A 19,604-nucleotide genomic window follows, 5' to 3' on the forward strand; every position below is an offset into this window, starting at 1 on the left:
GAATTATGGTAAATTTTAATCAGTTTTTAAAACAAGCCCAATCAATGCAAAAGAAAATGCAAGAAGCACAAGAGCAAATGGTAAATGCAAGATATACCGGTAAAGCTGGAGGCAGACTTGTTGAAATTACTATCACCGGTCGTAGTGAAGTAGAAAAGGTTTCGATTGATGAATCTTTATTAAAAGCAGAAGAAAAAGAGATGCTTGAGGATTTAATTAAAGTTGCCTTTAATGATGCTAAACAAAAATGTGATGAAGATTCTCAAAATTCTTTATCAGGAGCTTTAAACGGCATAAATTTACCACCAGGTTTTAAAATGCCGTTCTAACACGGCTCTTATGTCATTCTAACTAAAAAAGCAGTAATCTAGATTTGTTGTCATCCCGTGGCTCTTGCCACGGGGTCTTGTATCCTACATTGCATGCTAAGATACAGTTACAAGCTCGCGTGGTTTCTGGATTACCGCTTTTAGCTAGAATAACATCGAACTCTTTAAGAGACATGAAACAAAACCTTCTAAGTTCTGTAAACTTCTTCGGCAAGATGTCTAATAATTCAAGATCAATAAATCCTTATCAATTCTGAAACCTTTAAAACGTTCTAATAGCGACATACCAAGCAGTGAAATATTAAGATCACCAAGACCTACATGACCTTTGATATTCTTAAATTCTGTACCGATTACTACACTATTTAAGGTTATAGGTGCAGCTCTATTTTCACCGTTAGCTGTTAGGTAAGTGTGAGTATATTTTAATTTAGTTAAGTCAAAGCCTAATCTTTGTGCATCTCCTTTAGTTAAAGCTACATCACTTGTACCAGTATCTACCATAAATTTTATTTTAATGTTATTTACAAAAGCATTGATATAGAAATGTCCGTCTCCACTACGGCCTATAATAATTTCTCCGACTTCAGTAGACCACTTATATGATGGAATTAAAGCAGACATTACTCTATGATAAGCGTAGTTCAGCTCAAACCTAAAAGCATAACCAGTTATTATAATTAAAAAAATTGCTACCCACATTGCTAATTGTAAGCAAAATTTGCGTACCTCATTTTGGCTAATAGTACTATAAATTATACTAAATAATATTAATAACGACGCACAAAAACTTCCTATATTTTGTAGTTCTTTAAAAAATTTCGGATAATGTTGATTGATATATTTGTATAATAAACCGCTTACAATTATGCTACTGCAAACGATAAAAACAAATTTTATAAGTTTTTTATTCATATGGTAATATTGTTTATTGATTTGATGTCATTGCTGCATAGACGGTGTTACATGGATACCAAATCAGCATTGCGAGCGACCCGAAAGGAGCGTAGCAATCCAAAAAAAATTAAAAAATGCTAATCTTTAGCATTTTTATTTTTCCTTGCTTCTTCAATTACTTCGTAATTTTTCTTAGCTCAGACAAAAAAACCGATCCATACAAAAACAATAAATTAAATTTGTGTTAAAGGTGGAAGCTGCGTTTCACCTTTGATACTCTTTATTGACTCTTCTCTATGAAAAAATACATTTTTTCATAGAGAAGATTTACATTAAATCACCAATATTTTCCAAAAACAATCTAGCTCGATGTGATGCCGGTTTAATAAAAAAGTCTGGTGCAGCCTGATTTGCTAAAATCTGCCCTTGATCCATAAAAATAACACGATCTGCTATTAATTTTGCAAATTTCAAATGATGAGTGACTACTACCATACTCATTTGGTCTTTTAATAAATTTATATTCTCTATAACATCTTTAATATTTTCGGGATCTAAGGCTGACGTTGGTTCGTCGAATAACAAAATTTCTGGCTTCATCATTAAAGCCCTTACTATTGCTATACGTTGTTTCTGTCCTCCTGATAGGCTTGACGGATATGAGTCAAATTTTTGCGTTAGCTTAAATTTTTCAAGTAGTTCCTTTGCATTAAGAATTGCTTTTTCTCTTGGCAAATTTAAAACATTTATCGGTGTATATATTAGATTTTCTCCTACCGTTAAATGTGGGAAGAGATTAAAATTTTGAAAAACCATACCTATTTTTAAACGAAGCTTTCTTCTATCTTTTTGCCGTATCTTCTTTCCGTCTACCAAAAAAGTACCACTACTTGGTTCTTCTAAATTATTCAAAATTCGTAACAGAGTAGTTTTACCGCTTCCCGAAGGACCTATTATTACAGTAGTTTCCTTAGTAATAAAATTTAAATCAATATTTTTAATTGCATAATTTTTGTTGTAACGCTTACAGACTTTTTCTAAAACTATCATACGCTAAACCGTAAATTTATAACCGTCATAAAGCGGCTTAACATCACTTGGGAGCATTTTCGTAATTTCATGATAATCTATCGTGTGTCTCATATTGGTTAATAATATCTCTTCAGGTTTATATTTTTCACGCCATTCTAGAACTTTATCAAGCCCTGCATGATTCGGATTTGATTTGTAATCCATACAATCTAATATCCATATTTTTATATCTTTTAAAAATTTTTCCGATTCAAGCGGAAAATCGATTACATCAGGCGAATAGACAAAATCACCTATACGTAAGCCTAAACTATCTATCGAACCGTGATGCTGTCTAAAAAATTGTATTTCTATAGTAGAGATCTTAATTTTATCAAAAAAATCAATAGGTTTAGTATCTAGCACTTGCCAAGGCATAACTGATGCCGGCTTAAATAAATAATCAAATTTCTTATGTAGCTTTGCTACCGTATTATAATTGGTATAGATCTCTAACGGCTTTTTTGAGGTAAAAGAAAATACCCGCAAATCCTCAATACCGTTAACATGATCAGAATGATCATGCGTTAATATCGCACAATCAAGCTTACTAATTTTTTCTCTAACTAGCTGATATTTAATATCATAACCGAAATCAACTAATATTTGACTATTTTCATCATTAATATATATTGCTGATCTAGTTCTTTTATTGTACTTTGAAGGAGATGTACATGTACTACAATCGCATCCGATCACCGGTACGCCTATAGATGCTCCACACCCAAGTATTGTTACTTGTAACATAAATAAAAATAATGTTTGAAGTTTTTTATAATTTTTGCGGATTAAATCAAGAAATATTCTTATTTTTAAATAAAATGACTAATATAGGTTTTATACCTTATTGTCTAAAAATAATTTCTTTTTGTTTTAATATCGCTAATTTCGCCTTAATATATATTTTATACTGTATATATCTTTATATTCAACTAAAGAAAATCAAAAATGATAATGAGCGACAAAATAAATTTTGGGATAACTATAATAAATTAGTCGAAGTCGGTATAATATACACAATATTTAGTTTAGTTTTTACAACTCTTAAATTTTCTGTTAATTTACCTCGCCCTTATTGCAGTCTTCTTATAGATAGTTTCATAACCGTAATAAATACTGCAAACGAAAGATGCTTTTCAAGTTTTCCAAGCAGCCATGCAGCTCTTAGCATTTTGATAACGTATTTTGCTTGGAATTATATTAAATTACGGTTAAAAATCTTAATGATTTGTGTTATTATACTCGTGTCTTTATCTCGTATAAGCCTTGCTATGCATTACCCAAGTGATATAATCTACGGCATTACTATTGCATTTATAACAATACTGATAGGTAAGTTAATTTATCGAATCTTTGCAAATAATGTAATAAAAAAGATTGGTCAGTATTTTTGCATAGCTCTCAATGTCATTGCCGTGCAGGCAGAAATCCAGAAAAACATATAAAAAATTGTTTTTTATATTGTTTATTTTATCAAAAATGTAATTTTTGTACCAATATTAAGGTTATTTTTTCTGGATTTCCGACTGCACGGGAATAATATAAGAGAACAGCAGGAATGATATCAAAAAATCAAAAATATTATGTTACTATATGAAAAATACTTTATAAAAAATATTTTACCGCTACTTATAGTCGTTACTTTTTCGGTGACTAGTATAGTATGGATAACGCAAGTATTAAAACTTTTATATTTATTTGATAAAGGTATAAAAGTTATGGACTTCTTCAGTTTAATAGTTTTAGTACTTCCTACTTTATTATTTATTCTATTACCGGTAATAACGGTTATTGCCGTAATCTATATCTATAATAATTTAAAAGTCGAGCGACAAATAATTATATTACAAGCTTCGGGAGTTCACAACGTACAGCTGGCATTGCCTGCTTTGTATGTAGCATTAATAGTTATGCTACTCGCTTATTATATATCTTCTACTATCATGCCTTTATCTCATATAAACTTAAAATCACGTTTAAGCTTTATAAAGAATAATTATATATCAAGTATGATTGAAGAGAAAACTTTTAATAAAGTAACTAAAGATATCACCGTTTTTATAGATAAAAAATCAGCAGGAAATATTATGAACGGCGTAATAATATTTGATAATCGCAACGCCGATAACCTATCAGTAGTATTTGCGGATTCAGGTACTCTTAATATATATGATAATAGCCCCATTTTTGAACTTAATAAAGGCCTAAGACAAGAACATGACATAAACGGTAATTTAACACAACTAACTTTCAATTCTTTAATGATAAAGCTACAAAATGATAATCCTCTAATACCACAAAGGACTAAACATAATAAAGAAGCAAACGAATATTATATAAGCGAATTACTTGCACCCCCTCATGATTTAGCTGTTACTAAAAAAATTAAATTAATTGCTGAAGCACATCAAAGAATAATTTGGCCTTTATATAATTTTGTATTACCTTTTTTAGCACTTGCAGTTTTTTTAAGATATCCTTATAGCAAAAAAACAACTTTTATGCCGGTATTATTTTCAGCTTTGACAGTATTGCTTGTTACTTCAATTCATTTTATATTACAAAATTTTGCTTCAAAAAATCTAAATTTTATTTTTGCTTGTTATTCCAATTTGGTTATTGCTTTAACGATTGGATTATATTTATTTGTACGTAAAAAAATATAAGCTTATTTTACTTTATTCCATGCACCCCGCATATCTTGTTTAAAACAATCGATTTTATTTTCCTGCTCAGTAAATTTATTTACTTTAACTGTTAATTCTTTTAAATCTTCCAGAAAATGAGTTATAATAATTATTCTTTTAAAAACTTCTATATAGTCTTTAACTTGTAAAATTTTTCCTATATCTATGGGTGAAATAATGATAAGCACACTAGCATTATTAGGATTTTGTAACTCATCGGTAATATAAATCGGCTGTTTTTCAGGCTGTGGATCAAGCTTACTACCGTGAGGTATAAATTGCTTACGTGAATAAGTCCAAAGATTTTTATTGAGCATTTCCTGCTGTTCTTTATCAGTGGTAAGTATAACACTTTTAAGATCAGAGTAATAACATTTTTCTATCAGAAGTAATACCGATTTTAGCAGTAATTCATCGCTTGTTTGATAAATACTAAATTGCTGCATAAAAATTTTATATTATTTTTTATGATAAAATTTATAAGTGGTACGGATGGAGGGACTTGAACCCCCACGCCTCACGGCACAAGAACCTAAATCTTGCATGTCTACCAGTGTTCCATCACATCCGCATATATAATAATGCTCTTTAAATTGGTTGTCATCCCCCGCGACTTGATCGTGAGATTCAGTAAAAAATGCTAATAAGATTACAAGTTGTTTTTGTCAAGCCACGGTATGACTATAATTTACTTTCCTGATCTACACAACAGCCTATAACAGGAATAACTATTTATTAGTCAGCATTTCCATCAAAAAATTATAATACACATCATATAATTTTTGTAAATCACTAATTTTGGTATATTCGTTTATTTTATGTGCCATTTCAGATAATAAACCAAACTCTACCAAGGAGCAATAATTTTTAACGAATCTTGCATCCGAGGTACCACCGCTTGTAGAGAATTTGGGCTTTATTTTTAATGTGCTCTCTACTATATCAGCAAAATCTTTTATTTTATCGTTAGGATTCTGAATAAAACTTTCAGCAGCACTAATATATTCTAGCTTATAGTCTACTTTATATTCTTTGCAATATCGTTTAACAATTTGCTCTATTAATTGCCCTAAAGTTTCTGCATTATGTAAATTATTAAAACGTATATTGAAATATGCTTCCACACTTGCAGGAATTACATTTGAAGTATTATTGCCAACATCAATATTTGTCACTTCAAGATTTGAACTTTGAAAAAACTCTGTTCCCTCATCAAATTTTATATTTATTAACTCGTTCAATATTTTTATTAAGCAAGACAAAGGATTATTAGCTTTATGAGGATAAGCTACATGCCCTACTAAGCCTTCTATATTTAATTTAAAGTTAACGCTTCCTCTTCTGCCAATCTTAATTGTATCACCTATTTCTGTTTCGCAAGTAGGCTCACCGACAACAGCAAAATCAATCTTATACTCTTGATCATAAATATATTGCAGCATTTCTTTAGTACCGTGTTTTGCTTTTCCCTCTTCATCACTAGTAAGTAAGAAACTAATGGAACCTTTAAAATCAGGATTATTTTTTATAAGATCTAAAGCTGCAGTTAGAAAGCACGCTATAGCTCCTTTCATATCCACTACACCCCTGCCGTATATCTTTCCGTCTTGTTCATTAGCCTTAAACGGAGCCGAATTATGCCACAGGTGATAATCACCAGCAGGCACTACATCTACATGCCCAACAAAGCAAATATTAGGTTTGCCGTTACCATACACGGCATAAAGATTAGTAACTTGCTCACTTTTAGAATCACCGAATATTTTTATTTCGGTCTTAAAGCCGTGTTTTTTAAGCAAATCATCAATATACTCAATAGCCAGGTTACTCTCAGGAGTTACAGACTTAAAACCGATCAAATCTTTTAAGTAGTTAATGTACATAATATATTATATTTATATATTCTTACACTTATTATACAAGCTTATAGAAATAAAAAACAACTTTTATAGAGTTAGTTAATGAAGATCTCATGACTTTCTTCTTCTTATTAATAAATAGGTTTAGAGATGCAATTTCATCTAGTAGAAGGTGAATAAAATAAAAAAACTAATATTACCTGCTGCTGCGGCCCTTGGTGGTGGGTATTTCCTGCCTTAGTAGGAATGTTTTTTATAATTATGATAAACCCGAATTAATAAAAGAATGAGCTATTCCTATAACAACCAATACTGCTTTTGTCCCTGGTATTTTATCTTTTTTCAGCTGACATATATCTTTAGAATTACAAGCTTTTATTATAGGTTTCTCACTCATTGATAATGCTTTTGTATTAATTAAATTATATTAGCCGTGTTTTATTACTAAAATAATCAATACTCCGGCTTTATTATCTTCTTTTGCAATCATATAGGCTCTTTAATTTCTGCATTATTTGGCGTAACCGTAAAATATTGTACTAGAAAAGAGTAAAGTAGCAAATTAAAGAATAGGATATATATTCCTGATAAATGAAAAGTAGTCAAAAAAAATAAATAAAATTTGTATTCGAAATAGGAATCGCTTTTTCAAGCTTATTTAACATAAAAGGCATATTATAATTATGCTCTACTAAAATTATTGAAGTAAGATTGTAAGTCACAATAAAATCACCCGCTTTCTTAATTATTATCTTCTTCAGAAATTGTTTTATTCAGAGCAAGTATTACTTGTTGTGCTATTACACTATGTTCTTTTAGCAAATTTTTTAATTGCCCTGTAGATTCTATACCGAATAATATGTGCATAGCCTACCTTAAACATCCCAATACCAGTTTCAATTTTATGCCCTCCTCCTGCAAATACTATTATTATATTATAGTACTGTTAAGCTTATAAGAATTTATTAAATATACATAATAACCAAAACCCACCGACCCAAGGAGTAAAAATTTTCTAATCATGTAAATATTTTGTTAAATTCAGTTTGAATAATTTTATCAAATTCAGACATTTCAATATGAACTCCTAATTGATTTAAAGATGTTACTAAAGAATTTTCAAGTCCACAAGGAATAATCCCACCAAACTTACTTAAATCTGTTGAAATATTTATAGCTACACCGTGATATGTAACCCATTTTCTTACTCTAATACCTATTGCAGCAATTTTAGCAAATTCATCTTTCCTTACTTTTACCCAAATACCTACTTTATCTTTAATAAGATATGCTTTAATTCCAAAATAATTTAAGCTATTTATAATCCATTCTTCAAGCATTTTTATATATAGCTTTAAATCTTTACTGCGATTCGGTGAAGCTAAATTAAGAATTGGATAAATAACACGCTGACCCGGTCCATGAAAAGTAAATTTACCGCCACGTCCTGTGTAAATTACCGGAATATCACTGTAATTTAATAATTCTTCTTGTTTATAATTAGTACCGGCAGTGTATACTTCAGAATGTTCGACTAAATAAACAATTTCCGGCTCATTAACATTAATTACCTTATTAACATAGTTTTGCATTAATTTCAAAGTAACCTGATAATCTGTAAGATTCGGTATAGTTACAAACTGTACCATATTAACTACTTAACTCGGATTTATATTTTAATATTAATGCATCTAAAATTGCTACGGTTTCAGCATCCAAATTACCGGAAAAATTACTAGGACGAAAATGCATTTGAAATGAAATTATAACATCTTTCATTTTAGACTCTAAAACTCCGGTAACTTCAAGTTTATAACCATATGTAATAAATTTTTGCTGAATTGCCATAATATCGGTTATATCGATTTGTGGCAGCAATTCGTTAAAAGTTTGCTCATCATACCATGCTCCTATACTGTTATCATATAATAGCTTCCAAGGAAATAGCGGACCTGGGTCCTGTTTTCTACCTGGAGCAATATCAGAATGCCCAACCACTCTAGTAGGTTTAATATCATATCTAGCAATAATCTGTTTACATAAACTTATAACACTATTAATTTGCCTTTCCGAATAAGGTAACCATATTACATCATTATTTTTTGCATCTACTTTAAAAGCAGGATTCACGATTTCAATGCCGATTGATGTATCATTAATACGCTCATGACCTTGCCAGTAACTTACTCCGGCATGCCATGCTCTATCATGCTCTTCGACTAATTGAAATATATGTTCAGGTTTTTCATCGTTTATCAAATAATGGCTACTTAACTTTTCACCGGTTAGAAAATCTAAAGATTGCTTAAAATCACACTGTGTATAATGTAGCACTAGGAATTTAATACGTTTATCAAACCCCACAGCTCTATAAGATGTTTTATCAATTACTATCATATGATAAAATTTAAAAAAAGATGTTAATCTTATTAAAAAGTGGTTTAGATACTGTGTCAAGCCACAGTATGACATCGATCTAACTTTAATAAGTTAGAGATATTTTTGATGGTGCCGGATATCGGATTTGAACTGATGACCTACCGCTTACAAGGCGGTTGCTCTACCACTGAGCTAATCCGGCATATTAATATGATTATAGAGAAAAGGAACCTATTTAGAAATAGGTTATAATCGCATGATTGTAAGAGTTGTTGTTGCATCGATCAATTTTTTCGATTGTTCATCCCACGATTAAGTCATGGAATGATAGGTTACTGGATTTCTGCTTTCACAAGAATGACAATACAAAAACAAATTAAGCTTCTTTAGCTTCCTTTTTACTTGGTCTAGGTTTACGATTTTTTGCTTTAACTGCCATTTCTTTTTTGACTTTCTCAGGAAGAATAACGCCCGCCTGCTCAATAAATTTTGCGACTCGCTCGGTTGGTTTAGCACCAGTACTAAGCCAATATTCTATACGATCTTTTTTTAAAACCACACGCTCACTATTATCTGAAGCAAGCATTGGATTATAAGTTCCCACTTTTTCTAAAAAATCACCGTCACGAGGTGCTGTTGCGTTAGCTACTACTACACGGTAAAAAGGACGCTTTTTAGCACCGCCTCTAGCTAAACGAATTTTTACTGCCATACATCCTACTTACAATTATTTTATTTTTTCTTCTTTAAAAAGAACATGTTTTCTAACTACTTTATCATACTTACGAAAAGAAAGCTTCTCGGTTTGGGTCTTCGGATTACGTTTTTTTACCCAAAAAACACCTGTGCCGGCAGTACTTACTAGTCTTACCAAAACATTTTTATTTTTCTTTGCCATTAGCTGACACCTTAAATCAAGATATTATTTATTCTTCTAATAAGAGCAGGATAAAATGAAATTGAAAAATAGTCAAGTAAAATGAAATAATTTAACTAGCGACCAAATAAACGTTCTATATCTTTAAGTTTTAATTCAATATAAGTAGGTCTGCCATGATTACATTGTCCTGAAAACGGCGTATTTTCCATTTGACGCAGTAAAGCATTCATTTCATCCGCCGATAATTTTCGTCCTGCTCTAATAGAGTAATGACAGGCATAAGTCTCAGTTACATGCTCGATTAACTCCATCAAAGCTACATTTTCGCTAAAGTCCGATAAATGATCAGCGAGATCTTGGATTAACTTTTGTACATTTACATCTCCAAGGATATTTGGAATTTCGGTTACTATAATAGACTTTTCACCGAATTTTTCTAAAGTTAAACCAAGTTTAGATAATTTTTCTCTATGGTCATACAAACAATCTGCTCTTTTTTCATTTGGCAGCTCTACTATTTCAGGAATAAGTAAACGCTGCTTTATTAGTTCGTCCATCTTAATATAGCTCTTTATTTTTTCATATCCAAGACGCTCATGTGCTGCATGTTGATCCGTAATTACTATACTATCTTCAGTTTGCGAAATAATATAAGTTGTATGAAGCTGAGCTTTAGCTGCTCCAAGTTTATATTGTTTATGAATTTGCTGCTTGTGTTCTATACGATTTTCTACTTCCTGCTCTACTTTAGCATGTGGCAATGTATCGATTAGTTTTTGACAAATATGATTTTGTAGTATTTTAGGCGTATTAGCTGAACTATAAGACCTATAATCCACCGATTTACTATTAACATTTACCTCTTTATTTATAGTCGGTTGTTTATTGATCAGAGGGTTTTTAAATAACTTAAGAGTATCAGAGGCGATAGTAGTAGAAGTAACATGGCTTTTATTTGCTAAAGCATTTTTAATCGCTTCTATTAATAAGTTTCGTACATAATTTGGATCATGAAACCTTACCTCTGCTTTTGCCGGATGTACATTAACATCAACAAATTGTGGATCAATTTGTAAGAATATAGCACATAGCGGATAACGATCACGAGCCAAATAGTCTTGATATGCTACCCTTAAAGCTACTTGCAGTAATTTATCCTTTACCGGTCTATTATTGATAAATAAAAACTGATCTTCACTTGAAGCTCTATTATATGTTGGGATACTAGTATAGCCGCAAATAGAGAAATCCAGTATTTTGAAATCTATATAAGCGGCATTTTTTATAAAATCATCACCTATTACATCGATTATACGCTGCTTTAGGTTAGTTTCTGCATCTTTATTTTGTCCCTTTAGTTTTAATAAATTCTTACTGTCATTTGTTAAACTAAAAGAAATTTCAGGATGTGCTAGAGCAATTTTCTTAACTATATCCACAGTTACTGCAAGTTCAGTTTTGTCAGCTCTAAGAAATTTTAAACGTGCGGGTGTTGCGAAAAATAAATCTCGTATTTCTATTTTAGTACCTTCATTATGGACAGAAATAGTAATTTGTTTTTCATTGCCGCCAATTAATTTAATTTGAAATGCTTTGTCAGTTCCTCGTTTTTTAGAAGTAATTAGCATTTTGCTAATAGCAGCAATCGAAGGTAATGCTTCACCACGAAAACCGAAAGTATGAATCTTTAGAAAATCGCTTTCATCAAGCTTAGAAGTTGTATGACGTTCAACGGCAATTTCTAATTCCTTATCAGTCATGCCGATACCATCATCAGAAATAATAATTAGGTTTTTACCTGCACGTTCTAAAATAATATTTATTTTGGTACTACTGGCATCAACAGCATTTTCCACTAATTCCTTTACTACTGATGCAGGTCTTTCTATAACTTCACCAGCAGCAATTCGATTAATAGTACTTTCTGAAAGAAATTTGATAGTCATTTTGTTACTAATTTAAATTTCTTACTACAATATGGGCAGGTAACTTCCTTTTTTTCTTTATCTATCTCTAAATAAACTTTTGGGTGGTCATATAGAGGTTCTTTGCCGCAACAAGATACAGATGCATCAAAACTATTAACAATTTCCATAGATTTATACATTATTTCTTTGAAATCTAATATAAGTTACTTTTAAATACAAGACAAATAATACTTGACTAGTTTATAGTTATTGTGTGGATCAAAGATCGGCATCATATCATTCTCACGAAATCAGGAATCTAGAAAAATAACATTGATATAAGTACATTAAAGTTTTGTCTATGTTTTACTGGATTCCTGTTTTCACATGAATGATATTGAACACTATACAATTAAGCCCAAATTGACTATGGCATAACACAACATGAGGTATAAATGAAAGACAAAGTAACAGTTATTACCGGTTCTACTAGCGGTATCGGTCTTAAGATAGCAAAACATTTTGCAAAACTTGAGTCTAAAATAGTTATTAACGGTTTTACAAAAGAAGATGAAGTAGCCAAAATTTCAGCAGAATTAAAAGAACTTGGTGCAAGTAGTGTATTTTATCAAGGAATAAATTTGGAAAAGCCTGATGAAATTCGTTCTATGTTCGAGAAAATAATAAAAGAATTCGGCAAAATAGATATATTAGTAAATAACGCAGGTATTCAACATGTTGCCCCTATTGATGAATTTCCTGAAGATAAATGGGAGCAAATACTACGTATAGATTTAATAGCTTCTTTTTATACTACAAAATACGTAATACCGATTATGAAAAAAACGGCTTTGGACGAATCGTCAACATCGCTTCCGCTCATGCATATGTTGCATCACCATTTAAGTCAGCATATGTAGCAGCAAAGCACGGTGTTCTTGGGCTTACCAAAACCATTGCTTTAGAAGTGGCTGAGAATAATATTACAGTTAATGCTATTTGCCCGGGTTATGTTAATATTCCCTTAGTCAAGAATCAAATAGCAGATACTGCTAAAGCTAGAAATATCAGTGGAGAATCAGCATTACAAGATGTAATCCTAAAATCTCACGCCACAAAAAAATTTGTCGAAGCTGATGAAATAGCAAACTTAGTAATATTCTTATGTGACGAAAAAGCATCATCAATAACAGGTAGTGGACTCTTGATAGATGGCGGCTGGACGGCACAGTAGTTTTTAATTCTTAATATTTGTTAGTTATTGAGAAATAACTAACAATAAAACTTCTTGCAAAAATTTGATTTACTACTTTACACTTGAAATAAACTAAAATTTATCCAAGTAGAATATAAATTTTTAAACTGAAGAAATTGAATTAAATAGAGTAAAAAATGCCAAATTAATTAAAAATTACTATAACTGAAATATATAGAGAAGGTGTGTAATCACCAAAAAAAACATTATCGGATTTCATAGTTTAGATGATTTTAAAAATAACAAAGAATCAATAAATGACTTTGTACAAGAATTAAAAAAATATAAAGTCGCTAAAGCTTATGATCTTAACAATGATAAAATCGGTTATATTAATAATGAACGAAATTTAATAAGAAATGAAAATATTAAAGTTGATTATAATAATGAAACTATTCTTCAAAAAGATGTGGAAAAGTATTTGCTATTGAAAAAAATGATAAGTTCTTAGATTTAGAAGGTAAAGCTTTATAAAATCAAAATAAGTAATAAAAAAATCACTTGCACGAAAATAAGCAAATGATTTTCATAGAAGGAGGCAGTCAAGTTGGTAAAACTACTTTAGCTAAAAATTTAAATCTTTATTTAAGTTTGGTGGTTTTCCTGTCTCTTATCTTTCAACCATTACAAGATGGCTTGAGTCAATCGATGCTAATTGAACCAAAAACTTCTTCAAATCAAGGATTAAATCCAAATTTGAAATATTTTCAAGAACTTTTAAATTGTCCTTTTGCATTCCAAGTAACACCTAATATGAAATATAAAGAAATTGACTGCTTCAGTTATAATTACCCTTTAATTGGGCCAGCAAAGACTTTTTATTCCAATTAGTTTAAATATCGCCAATATACTAAGTAAATACAGAGTAGGAGATATACGAAGATCAACTTCAAAAAGAGCAAGTGGTCCATAAGAGGAGGAGCCGAGCGTATACTTAATACGTGTGAGTACTACTTGTATGATAACGTGTAGCCAATCTTTGAAGTTCACCGAGTATATTAACACTTTACACTTTAAAAATGATGTAATTTGTCTATAATAACTAATTAGCAATTAAATTATTTAAAGCTCGATGAATAGATCTAAGTTCATTTTTTTATCTGCTATTTCAGGTAATGTACTCGAATATTATGATTTTACTGTATATTCAGTTTTTTCGCTGATTATTGGACAAGTTTTTTTCCCGGATAAGTCAGAATTTATTCGAATTCTTCTAAGCCTTGGAGTATTTGCAGTCGGTTTTCTGACAAGACCGATAGGGGGCATATTATTTGGTTATATAGGTGATAGATACGGCAGACGTACCGCTTTAATAATCTCGATGCTAGGTATGACTATTCCAACCTTTATTATGGGTCTCATACCCTCATACACAAGTATTGGGATTTATGCCCCTATAACGCTAGTTATAATGCGGCTTATTCAAGGTTTATGTATTAGCGGTGAAGGAACGGGAGCTGCTATTTTTATTCTAGAACATCGTCAAAATTTAAAACCTGGCTTTACGGCTGGTTTGGTTCACGGTTCAAATATTGCAGGTACTTTAGTTGCAACATTTATTGGTATTATAATCGAGCGTTATTTTTCTCATATAGATTTTGCTTGGCGTTTTGCTTTCTTACTTGGTGGCTTTATGGGTCTTGTCGGATTTTACTTGCGATTGCGTGTATCGGAAACACCGATTTTTAAAATGCTTGAGAAGAAAAAACAAGTTCTTAAAGCACCTTTTTCCAATGTAATTAAAACTGCTTGGAGATCTATGTTTTTAACTATGTGTATAGGTGCTATTGCTAGCAGTGTCATGTATTTAGTAAAAACTTATATAAATGTTTTCTATAATAATGTTATGCATCTTGGTAATACTATTGCTTTATCATATTTGGCTTATAGCTCGTTTATTGCAATGATAGCAATGCCGCTTGCCGGCGCTACTACCGATATCATTGGAAAATTTAAAACGGCAATGTTTGTCGGAGTTGCTATCTTGATATTAATTTTACCTACTATGTTACTTATGTCGGCAGAAGAGATGTGGCAACAATTTATAGCACTTACAATTCTTGGTATGCTTGCAGGAAGTATAGCAGGCACAGCTTATATATTTGTTATATCCTTATTTACAGCAGAACAAAGATTTACCGGTGTTGCTTTCAGCTACAATCTTGCAATAGCGATATTCGGCGGAACTTCACCGATTATTTCTAGTTGTCTTGTAGAGCATACAGGAATATTTTATGCTCCGGCTTTTTATATAATGATTATTGCTACCGCATTTTTAGTGATTATGTATATGATGAGAAATGTAATTAAACGAATATCGGATAGCATACTTGTTTAATTTAAAAAATTGGCAGCGTTATTTCTTGCACAGTCCTCATGTAGATTATAAACTACACTGCTGCTGTTATAAGCTTCAAAATGCCTTGTTCTTTTCTAAATTAAACTTCGTCTAATGACTCCTAATTTATTTAGGTAATGAATATGGAAAATAGAAAAATAACTAGTAATTGGTTTACTGATTTACGTGATTTATTATGTGCGGAATTTGAAAAAATTGAAGAAGAATATACAAAAGAAAAAGATATAGAACCTGCTAAATTTGTGCGTTCAAACTGGGAACGTAACGGTGGAGGCGGCGGTGTTATGTCTCTTATGAAAGGAGAAGTATTTGAAAAAGTAGGAGTTAATATTTCTACTGTATTTGGCGAATTCTCTCCCGAATTTCGTACAGAAATTCCAGGAGGAGAGCTAGACGGGAAATTCTTTGCAACTGGTATTTCAGTAGTTGCACATCTTAAATCACCGTTAATTCCTGCTATGCATTTTAATACTCGTTATATAGAAACTTCTAAAAGTTGGTTTGGCGGAGGAGGAGATTTAACACCGTATTATCCGGAAGAAAACGAAACCACAAAATTTCATGCAGCTTTTAAAAAAGCATGTGATAAGTATGATTTTAGTTATTATCCTAAATTCAAAAAGCAATGTAACGAATATTTTTATCTAAAGCACCGAAAGGAACCAAGAGGAGTAGGCGGAATATTCTATGATTACTTAAATAGCGGTAATTTTGAGCAGGATTTTGCTTTCACTAAGGATGTTGGTAAGGCTTTACTATCAGTATATCCTAAAATCGTTAGAAATAAGCTATTTTTGCCTTGGACTGCTGAGCAGAAAGAATACCAGCTTATAAGGCGAGGTAGATATGTAGAATTTAATCTACTATATGATCGCGGTACTAAATTCGGTTTAATGACATATGGGAATGTTGAAGCAATATTAATGTCACTACCACCTGAAGTAAAATGGTGTTAAATACTTAGTTTGATTGCACAAATTGAAAAAGATGATCAGGTGTCATACCATGACTTGACTACGGTATCCAAAAATATAACTTATACCAGCTAAGCCACAGTATAACATAGTTACACTATACTAGTCAAATGGTTTTACTATAACCATTATTACTGCAATAATCATACAAATAGTAGGAATCTCGTTGACTATACCATAAAAATTTTCTGAATGGATATTCTTACCGTTTGCAAAATCTTTTCTCCATCTTGCAAGTAAACCGTGAAATATCACTAAAATTAACACTGCAAGCATTTTAATGTGAAACCAATTGCCAAGAGCAACAAATCCGTAAATGTGAGCATTTATTAAACCAAATATAAATGTGCTAATCATTGCCGGATTCATAATGAATCTAAGTAATTTTAGCTCCATTACTTGTAAAGTACTATCTAGCTCACTACCTATTTCAGCTTTGGTATGGTAAACATATATCCTAGGTAAATAAAGAAGTCCTACCATCCAACATATAGCAGATATAAGATGGATTGACTTAAACCACAGATAGTAACTTGTCATTTTTTTCCTTATTAATTCTTTAATTTACACAAGCATTTAGTAAATTCATTTGGACATATTCTTGTACTAGAGCTACTTGTAACTAAATTAGTATCAACCTTATTAATAAATCGTAGCAATATATTTGTCAAACTATTAATAAAAATTTTATTTGTTCCAAGCGTCGGGATTCGAGTATATTGAATTTCATATTTATCTGCGATTAATTTATATTCAATATCAAGCTCTACAAGCGTCTCAACATGTTCGGATACAAAGGATATAGGTACAATAATCACGTCTTTTTTTAACTTTCCCGCCAGCTCTATTTCGTCTTCCGTATTCGGTTTTAACCATTCTATAGGCCCTACTCTGCTTTGATAAGTTATCTTATAATCTAGATCTTTTATATTTAATTCTTTGACTATTGCTTTTACTGTTTCTTTTATCTGAAAACTATAAGGATCACCTGCTTTTATTATTTTTTCAGGTAGCCCGTGAGCAGAAAATAATATACAAAAATTTTTATCGTATAGTTTTTCTTTTATTAAGGAAACATGAGCTTTTATAAAATCTTCTTCTAGAGGATAACAGCAAACTGTTTTAATTGGAATATCAAGTGTTTTAATTGGAATATCAAGGTTTTGTAAAAAATTTTTAACCGACGATCCCGTCGTAGTACTTGAAAATTGAGGATATAGAGGCAATAATATTATTTCGCTTGGATTATATTTTTTTATTTGATTTATTGTTTCTTTAACAAACGGTGCTGAATATCTCATATTTATAAAAACAGCAAAGTCTTCTTTTATAAGTTGCTTTAGCTTTTTGGTTAGTAATAACCTCTGCTCTTGCGTTTCCTGAAGTAGAGAAGATTTACCACCGATTAAAGAATAAATTTTTTGAGATTTCCTTTCTCTAATAATAGAAATTATTTTGGCGATAATATAACGCAAGGGATTTGGTAAATTAATTATAGCTTTGTCATAGAATAAATTAAATAAAAAAGGTTTTACCAATTCAAGACTATTTGGACCTCCTAAGTTAAAAAGTACTATTGCTATTCTTTTCTTCATATTATTTCATTTTTTAAAACTTCTAACATATTCTGTTAAAAATTCTACATTTTCTATAGGTGTTTCAGGCAAAATACCATGTCCTAAATTAAAGATAAAATTCTTTCCTTCCATTACCTGAAGAATTTCGTAAGCTTTTTCTTTAATAATTTCTTTATTAGTAAGTAATACAACTGGATCTAAATTACCTTGTACTATTACTTTATCACTCCACTCTTTCATTTTTTCAAGAGGGATCATTTGATCTACAGCTAAAATATCTATCGGTACTTCTTTTATAAATTTTTCGTACAACAATCCTGCTCCTTTAGGAAAAGCAATGATAGGAGTTTTTGGAAGAACTTCTTTTACTTTTAGTATAATCTTTTTTGTCGGTTCTATTACAAATTCTGTAAATTCTTCTTCTGCAAGTACTCCCGAACATGAATCAAAAAGCTTTAAAATATTTGCTCCTGATTCTACTTGATTTATAAGATGATAGGTTGTTTTATCTATTAAAAAATTCAATAATTCTTTAGATAATGCTTTATTTTCATAGACAAATTTTTTGCTCGTTTTAAAATCCTGTTTTCCTTTCCCTTCTAGCATGTAACTCATCACTGTCCAAGGACTTCCTGCAAATCCTATTAAAGAAGTGGTAGAGGGTAATTCTTTTTTGACTTTTTTTATTATTTTATAAACCTTTTCTAATTTATTATTCGTGTCACTTTGCAGATATTTAAAATCTTCTTGTGATCTAAATTGTCTTAATATAGGTCCTATGTTTTCTTTAAAATCCACTTCCCATCCAAGAGCGTGAGGTAAAACTAATATATCGGAAAAAATAATAGCTGCATCAAAATGATAACGTCTTATCGGTTGTAATGTTACTTCTGTTGCTTTGTTAACATCATAACAAAAATCTAGAAAATTTTTTATTGTTTCTCTTATTTTTTTATATTCCGGTAAATATCTACCTGCTTGACGCATAAACCAAACAGGTATTTTATCACTATTTCCTTTTAATGGATTTAGAAGTTGCTTCATACAATTACTAAAGATTTAAATTAATAAATATATTTGTTTTTTATATAAACAGAATTATGTAGATTAAATGTTTTAAACAGAGTTATCAACAAAATTTTCATTAAGATTTTCTAAAAAAATTAGTATTTTTAATTATTATTCACATAAGTTTGTAATGAATTTATATAAGTGGATAATTAAGTGTAAAATTCATTTATAACTTAGAAAAGACTTCTTTTTTAAAGAAAAATAATATTTATTCACAATTTTATCCACAAACTATTTATTTAAAAGAAACTACACTAGATTTACTTGATTTAATGAGGATTTAAGGAAATTTTTAATAGATTTTTATAGGGAAAATAACAAGTTATTAAAAAATTTATCCACAATTACATGTGTAAAGT

Annotated in this window: 20 protein-coding genes, 2 tRNA genes and 3 pseudogenes; 8 read left to right on the forward strand and 17 right to left on the reverse strand. The window is 30.5% G+C overall.

Annotation, left to right across the window (positions count from 1 at the left end):
- Positions 1 to 5: 5 nt before the first annotated feature.
- Entirely contained in the window at positions 6 to 329 is a 324-nt protein-coding gene (locus tag A1E_RS04945; RefSeq protein WP_012149216.1) for a YbaB/EbfC family nucleoid-associated protein, read from the forward strand.
- Between the two features lie 219 nt (positions 330 to 548).
- Here the strand turns inward: A1E_RS04945 and A1E_RS04950 are convergent, their stop codons facing one another.
- The 3 genes from A1E_RS04950 to A1E_RS04960 form a co-directional block, all read right to left on the reverse strand.
- Positions 549 to 1,244, reverse strand: coding sequence for a TIGR02281 family clan AA aspartic protease (locus tag A1E_RS04950; protein WP_012149217.1), 696 nt, complete (start codon positions 1,242 to 1,244; stop codon positions 549 to 551).
- 309 nt (positions 1,245 to 1,553) lie between these two features.
- On the reverse strand, positions 1,554 to 2,276 hold the full coding sequence (locus A1E_RS04955) for an amino acid ABC transporter ATP-binding protein (RefSeq protein WP_012149218.1): 723 nt from the start codon (positions 2,274 to 2,276) through the stop codon (positions 1,554 to 1,556).
- Between the two features lie 3 nt (positions 2,277 to 2,279).
- Positions 2,280 to 3,044 carry an MBL fold metallo-hydrolase gene (locus tag A1E_RS04960; protein WP_012149219.1) on the reverse strand — a complete coding sequence of 255 codons (765 nt, stop codon included), beginning with the start codon at positions 3,042 to 3,044 and terminating at the stop codon, positions 2,280 to 2,282.
- Positions 3,045 to 3,055: 11 nt separating this feature from the next.
- On the opposite strand from A1E_RS04960, the gene A1E_RS04965 reads away from it, so the two are divergent.
- Positions 3,056 to 3,742 (forward strand): phosphatase PAP2 family protein, encoded by a 687-nt coding sequence (locus A1E_RS04965; protein WP_012149220.1) that lies wholly within the window; start codon positions 3,056 to 3,058, stop codon positions 3,740 to 3,742.
- Positions 3,743 to 3,880: 138 nt separating this feature from the next.
- The gene (locus A1E_RS04970; RefSeq protein WP_012149221.1) at positions 3,881 to 4,963 is read left to right on the forward strand and encodes an LptF/LptG family permease; all 1,083 of its coding nucleotides are present in this window, start codon (positions 3,881 to 3,883) and stop codon (positions 4,961 to 4,963) included.
- 2 nt (positions 4,964 to 4,965) lie between these two features.
- On the opposite strand, the gene A1E_RS04975 is transcribed toward A1E_RS04970, so the two are convergent.
- The 3 genes from A1E_RS04975 to dapE all read right to left on the reverse strand — a co-directional run bounded on the left by A1E_RS04975 (position 4,966) and on the right by dapE (position 6,867).
- Positions 4,966 to 5,430: a DNA polymerase III subunit chi gene (locus A1E_RS04975; protein WP_012149222.1), complete on the reverse strand. Its 465-nt coding sequence runs from the start codon at positions 5,428 to 5,430 to the stop codon at positions 4,966 to 4,968.
- Positions 5,431 to 5,468: 38 nt separating this feature from the next.
- Positions 5,469 to 5,555 (reverse strand) — tRNA-Leu (locus A1E_RS04980).
- 157 nt (positions 5,556 to 5,712) lie between these two features.
- Positions 5,713 to 6,867 carry a succinyl-diaminopimelate desuccinylase gene (gene dapE, locus A1E_RS04985; protein WP_012149223.1) on the reverse strand — a complete coding sequence of 385 codons (1,155 nt, stop codon included), beginning with the start codon at positions 6,865 to 6,867 and terminating at the stop codon, positions 5,713 to 5,715.
- A gap of 148 nt (positions 6,868 to 7,015) precedes the next feature.
- Between dapE and A1E_RS07355 the strand changes: the two are divergent.
- Positions 7,016 to 7,334, forward strand: a pseudogene (locus A1E_RS07355) (Na+/H+ antiporter NhaA); the annotation flags it as partial.
- A 123-nt stretch (positions 7,335 to 7,457) separates the two neighbouring features.
- Here the strand turns inward: A1E_RS07355 and A1E_RS04990 are convergent.
- From A1E_RS04990 to A1E_RS06015, 8 genes and pseudogenes are all read right to left on the reverse strand, one after another.
- Positions 7,458 to 7,866 (reverse strand): annotated as a pseudogene (locus tag A1E_RS04990) (YdcF family protein); the annotation flags it as partial.
- Positions 7,863 to 8,492, reverse strand: a complete 630-nt coding sequence (lipB, locus tag A1E_RS04995; protein WP_012149228.1) for a lipoyl(octanoyl) transferase LipB — start codon at positions 8,490 to 8,492, stop codon at positions 7,863 to 7,865. The gene lipB and the pseudogene A1E_RS04990, both read right to left, overlap by 4 nt.
- A 1-nt stretch (position 8,493) precedes the next feature.
- Entirely contained in the window at positions 8,494 to 9,240 is a 747-nt protein-coding gene (locus A1E_RS05000; RefSeq protein ID WP_012149229.1) for an N-acetylmuramoyl-L-alanine amidase, read from the reverse strand.
- Between the two features lie 109 nt (positions 9,241 to 9,349).
- A tRNA-Thr gene (locus A1E_RS05005) sits at positions 9,350 to 9,424 on the reverse strand.
- 174 nt (positions 9,425 to 9,598) lie between these two features.
- Entirely contained in the window at positions 9,599 to 9,934 is a 336-nt protein-coding gene (rpsP, locus tag A1E_RS05010; RefSeq protein WP_012149230.1) for a 30S ribosomal protein S16, read from the reverse strand.
- 15 nt (positions 9,935 to 9,949) lie between these two features.
- Complete coding sequence (gene rpmG, locus A1E_RS05015) at positions 9,950 to 10,120, reverse strand: 50S ribosomal protein L33 (RefSeq protein ID WP_004997072.1); 171 nt, start codon at positions 10,118 to 10,120, stop codon at positions 9,950 to 9,952.
- Between the two features lie 95 nt (positions 10,121 to 10,215).
- Entirely contained in the window at positions 10,216 to 12,048 is a 1,833-nt protein-coding gene (gene mutL / locus A1E_RS05020) for a DNA mismatch repair endonuclease MutL (protein ID WP_012149231.1), read from the reverse strand.
- The gene (locus tag A1E_RS06015; RefSeq protein ID WP_012149232.1) at positions 12,045 to 12,209 is read right to left on the reverse strand and encodes a zinc-finger domain-containing protein; all 165 of its coding nucleotides are present in this window, start codon (positions 12,207 to 12,209) and stop codon (positions 12,045 to 12,047) included. Before A1E_RS06015 ends, mutL begins: the two co-directional genes overlap by 4 nt.
- Positions 12,210 to 12,464: 255 nt before the next feature.
- Between A1E_RS06015 and A1E_RS05025 the strand changes: the two are divergent.
- The 4 genes and pseudogenes from A1E_RS05025 to hemF all read left to right on the forward strand — a co-directional run bounded on the left by A1E_RS05025 (position 12,465) and on the right by hemF (position 16,579).
- Positions 12,465 to 13,243, forward strand: a pseudogene (locus A1E_RS05025) (3-hydroxybutyrate dehydrogenase).
- Between the two features lie 522 nt (positions 13,244 to 13,765).
- A complete protein-coding gene (locus tag A1E_RS05030) occupies positions 13,766 to 14,095 on the forward strand; it encodes a hypothetical protein (RefSeq protein WP_155799172.1) in 330 nt (109 codons plus the stop codon).
- A gap of 241 nt (positions 14,096 to 14,336) precedes the next feature.
- Positions 14,337 to 15,602, forward strand: coding sequence for an MFS transporter (locus A1E_RS05035; RefSeq protein ID WP_012149236.1), 1,266 nt, complete (start codon positions 14,337 to 14,339; stop codon positions 15,600 to 15,602).
- A gap of 137 nt (positions 15,603 to 15,739) precedes the next feature.
- Positions 15,740 to 16,579 carry an oxygen-dependent coproporphyrinogen oxidase gene (hemF, locus tag A1E_RS05040; protein ID WP_041405259.1) on the forward strand — a complete coding sequence of 280 codons (840 nt, stop codon included), beginning with the start codon at positions 15,740 to 15,742 and terminating at the stop codon, positions 16,577 to 16,579.
- A gap of 120 nt (positions 16,580 to 16,699) precedes the next feature.
- On the opposite strand, the gene hemJ is transcribed toward hemF, so the two are convergent.
- Genes hemJ through hemE form a run of 3 tightly spaced genes read right to left on the reverse strand, consistent with a single transcriptional unit; the run spans position 16,700 to position 19,218 of the window.
- Positions 16,700 to 17,137 (reverse strand): protoporphyrinogen oxidase HemJ, encoded by a 438-nt coding sequence (hemJ, locus tag A1E_RS05045; RefSeq protein WP_012149238.1) that lies wholly within the window; start codon positions 17,135 to 17,137, stop codon positions 16,700 to 16,702.
- An 11-nt stretch (positions 17,138 to 17,148) separates the two neighbouring features.
- Complete coding sequence (hemH, locus tag A1E_RS05050) at positions 17,149 to 18,192, reverse strand: ferrochelatase (RefSeq protein ID WP_012149239.1); 1,044 nt, start codon at positions 18,190 to 18,192, stop codon at positions 17,149 to 17,151.
- 6 nt (positions 18,193 to 18,198) lie between these two features.
- Positions 18,199 to 19,218 carry a uroporphyrinogen decarboxylase gene (gene hemE, locus A1E_RS05055; protein ID WP_012149240.1) on the reverse strand — a complete coding sequence of 340 codons (1,020 nt, stop codon included), beginning with the start codon at positions 19,216 to 19,218 and terminating at the stop codon, positions 18,199 to 18,201.
- Between the last annotated feature and the right edge of the window lie 386 nt (positions 19,219 to 19,604).

Origin of the sequence: Rickettsia canadensis str. McKiel (genome assembly GCF_000014345.1) — a bacterium.
In the GTDB taxonomy this organism is placed as follows: domain Bacteria; phylum Pseudomonadota; class Alphaproteobacteria; order Rickettsiales; family Rickettsiaceae; genus Rickettsia; species Rickettsia canadensis.

Bases quoted from the DNA above. Each gene is read 5' to 3' on its own strand.
- lipB (WP_012149228.1), bottom strand. From the start codon at position 8,492: ATGGTACAGTTTGTAACTATACCGAATCTTACAGATTATCAGGTTACT.
- A1E_RS04950 (WP_012149217.1), bottom strand. From the start codon at position 1,244: ATGAATAAAAAACTTATAAAATTTGTTTTTATCGTTTGCAGTAGCATA.
- A1E_RS05035 (WP_012149236.1), top strand. From the start codon at position 14,337: ATGAATAGATCTAAGTTCATTTTTTTATCTGCTATTTCAGGTAATGTA.
- A1E_RS04970 (WP_012149221.1), top strand. From the start codon at position 3,881: ATGTTACTATATGAAAAATACTTTATAAAAAATATTTTACCGCTACTT.
- A1E_RS06015 (WP_012149232.1), bottom strand. From the start codon at position 12,209: ATGTATAAATCTATGGAAATTGTTAATAGTTTTGATGCATCTGTATCT.
- mutL (WP_012149231.1), bottom strand. From the start codon at position 12,048: ATGACTATCAAATTTCTTTCAGAAAGTACTATTAATCGAATTGCTGCT.
- A1E_RS05000 (WP_012149229.1), bottom strand. From the start codon at position 9,240: ATGATAGTAATTGATAAAACATCTTATAGAGCTGTGGGGTTTGATAAA.
- dapE (WP_012149223.1), bottom strand. From the start codon at position 6,867: ATGTACATTAACTACTTAAAAGATTTGATCGGTTTTAAGTCTGTAACT.
- A1E_RS04965 (WP_012149220.1), top strand. From the start codon at position 3,056: ATGTTTGAAGTTTTTTATAATTTTTGCGGATTAAATCAAGAAATATTC.
- hemJ (WP_012149238.1), bottom strand. From the start codon at position 17,137: ATGACAAGTTACTATCTGTGGTTTAAGTCAATCCATCTTATATCTGCT.
- hemF (WP_041405259.1), top strand. From the start codon at position 15,740: ATGAATATGGAAAATAGAAAAATAACTAGTAATTGGTTTACTGATTTA.
- A1E_RS04960 (WP_012149219.1), bottom strand. From the start codon at position 3,044: ATGTTACAAGTAACAATACTTGGGTGTGGAGCATCTATAGGCGTACCG.
- rpsP (WP_012149230.1), bottom strand. From the start codon at position 9,934: ATGGCAGTAAAAATTCGTTTAGCTAGAGGCGGTGCTAAAAAGCGTCCT.
- rpmG (WP_004997072.1), bottom strand. From the start codon at position 10,120: ATGGCAAAGAAAAATAAAAATGTTTTGGTAAGACTAGTAAGTACTGCC.
- A1E_RS04955 (WP_012149218.1), bottom strand. From the start codon at position 2,276: ATGATAGTTTTAGAAAAAGTCTGTAAGCGTTACAACAAAAATTATGCA.
- hemE (WP_012149240.1), bottom strand. From the start codon at position 19,218: ATGAAGCAACTTCTAAATCCATTAAAAGGAAATAGTGATAAAATACCT.
- hemH (WP_012149239.1), bottom strand. From the start codon at position 18,192: ATGAAGAAAAGAATAGCAATAGTACTTTTTAACTTAGGAGGTCCAAAT.
- A1E_RS04945 (WP_012149216.1), top strand. From the start codon at position 6: ATGGTAAATTTTAATCAGTTTTTAAAACAAGCCCAATCAATGCAAAAG.
- A1E_RS04975 (WP_012149222.1), bottom strand. From the start codon at position 5,430: ATGCAGCAATTTAGTATTTATCAAACAAGCGATGAATTACTGCTAAAA.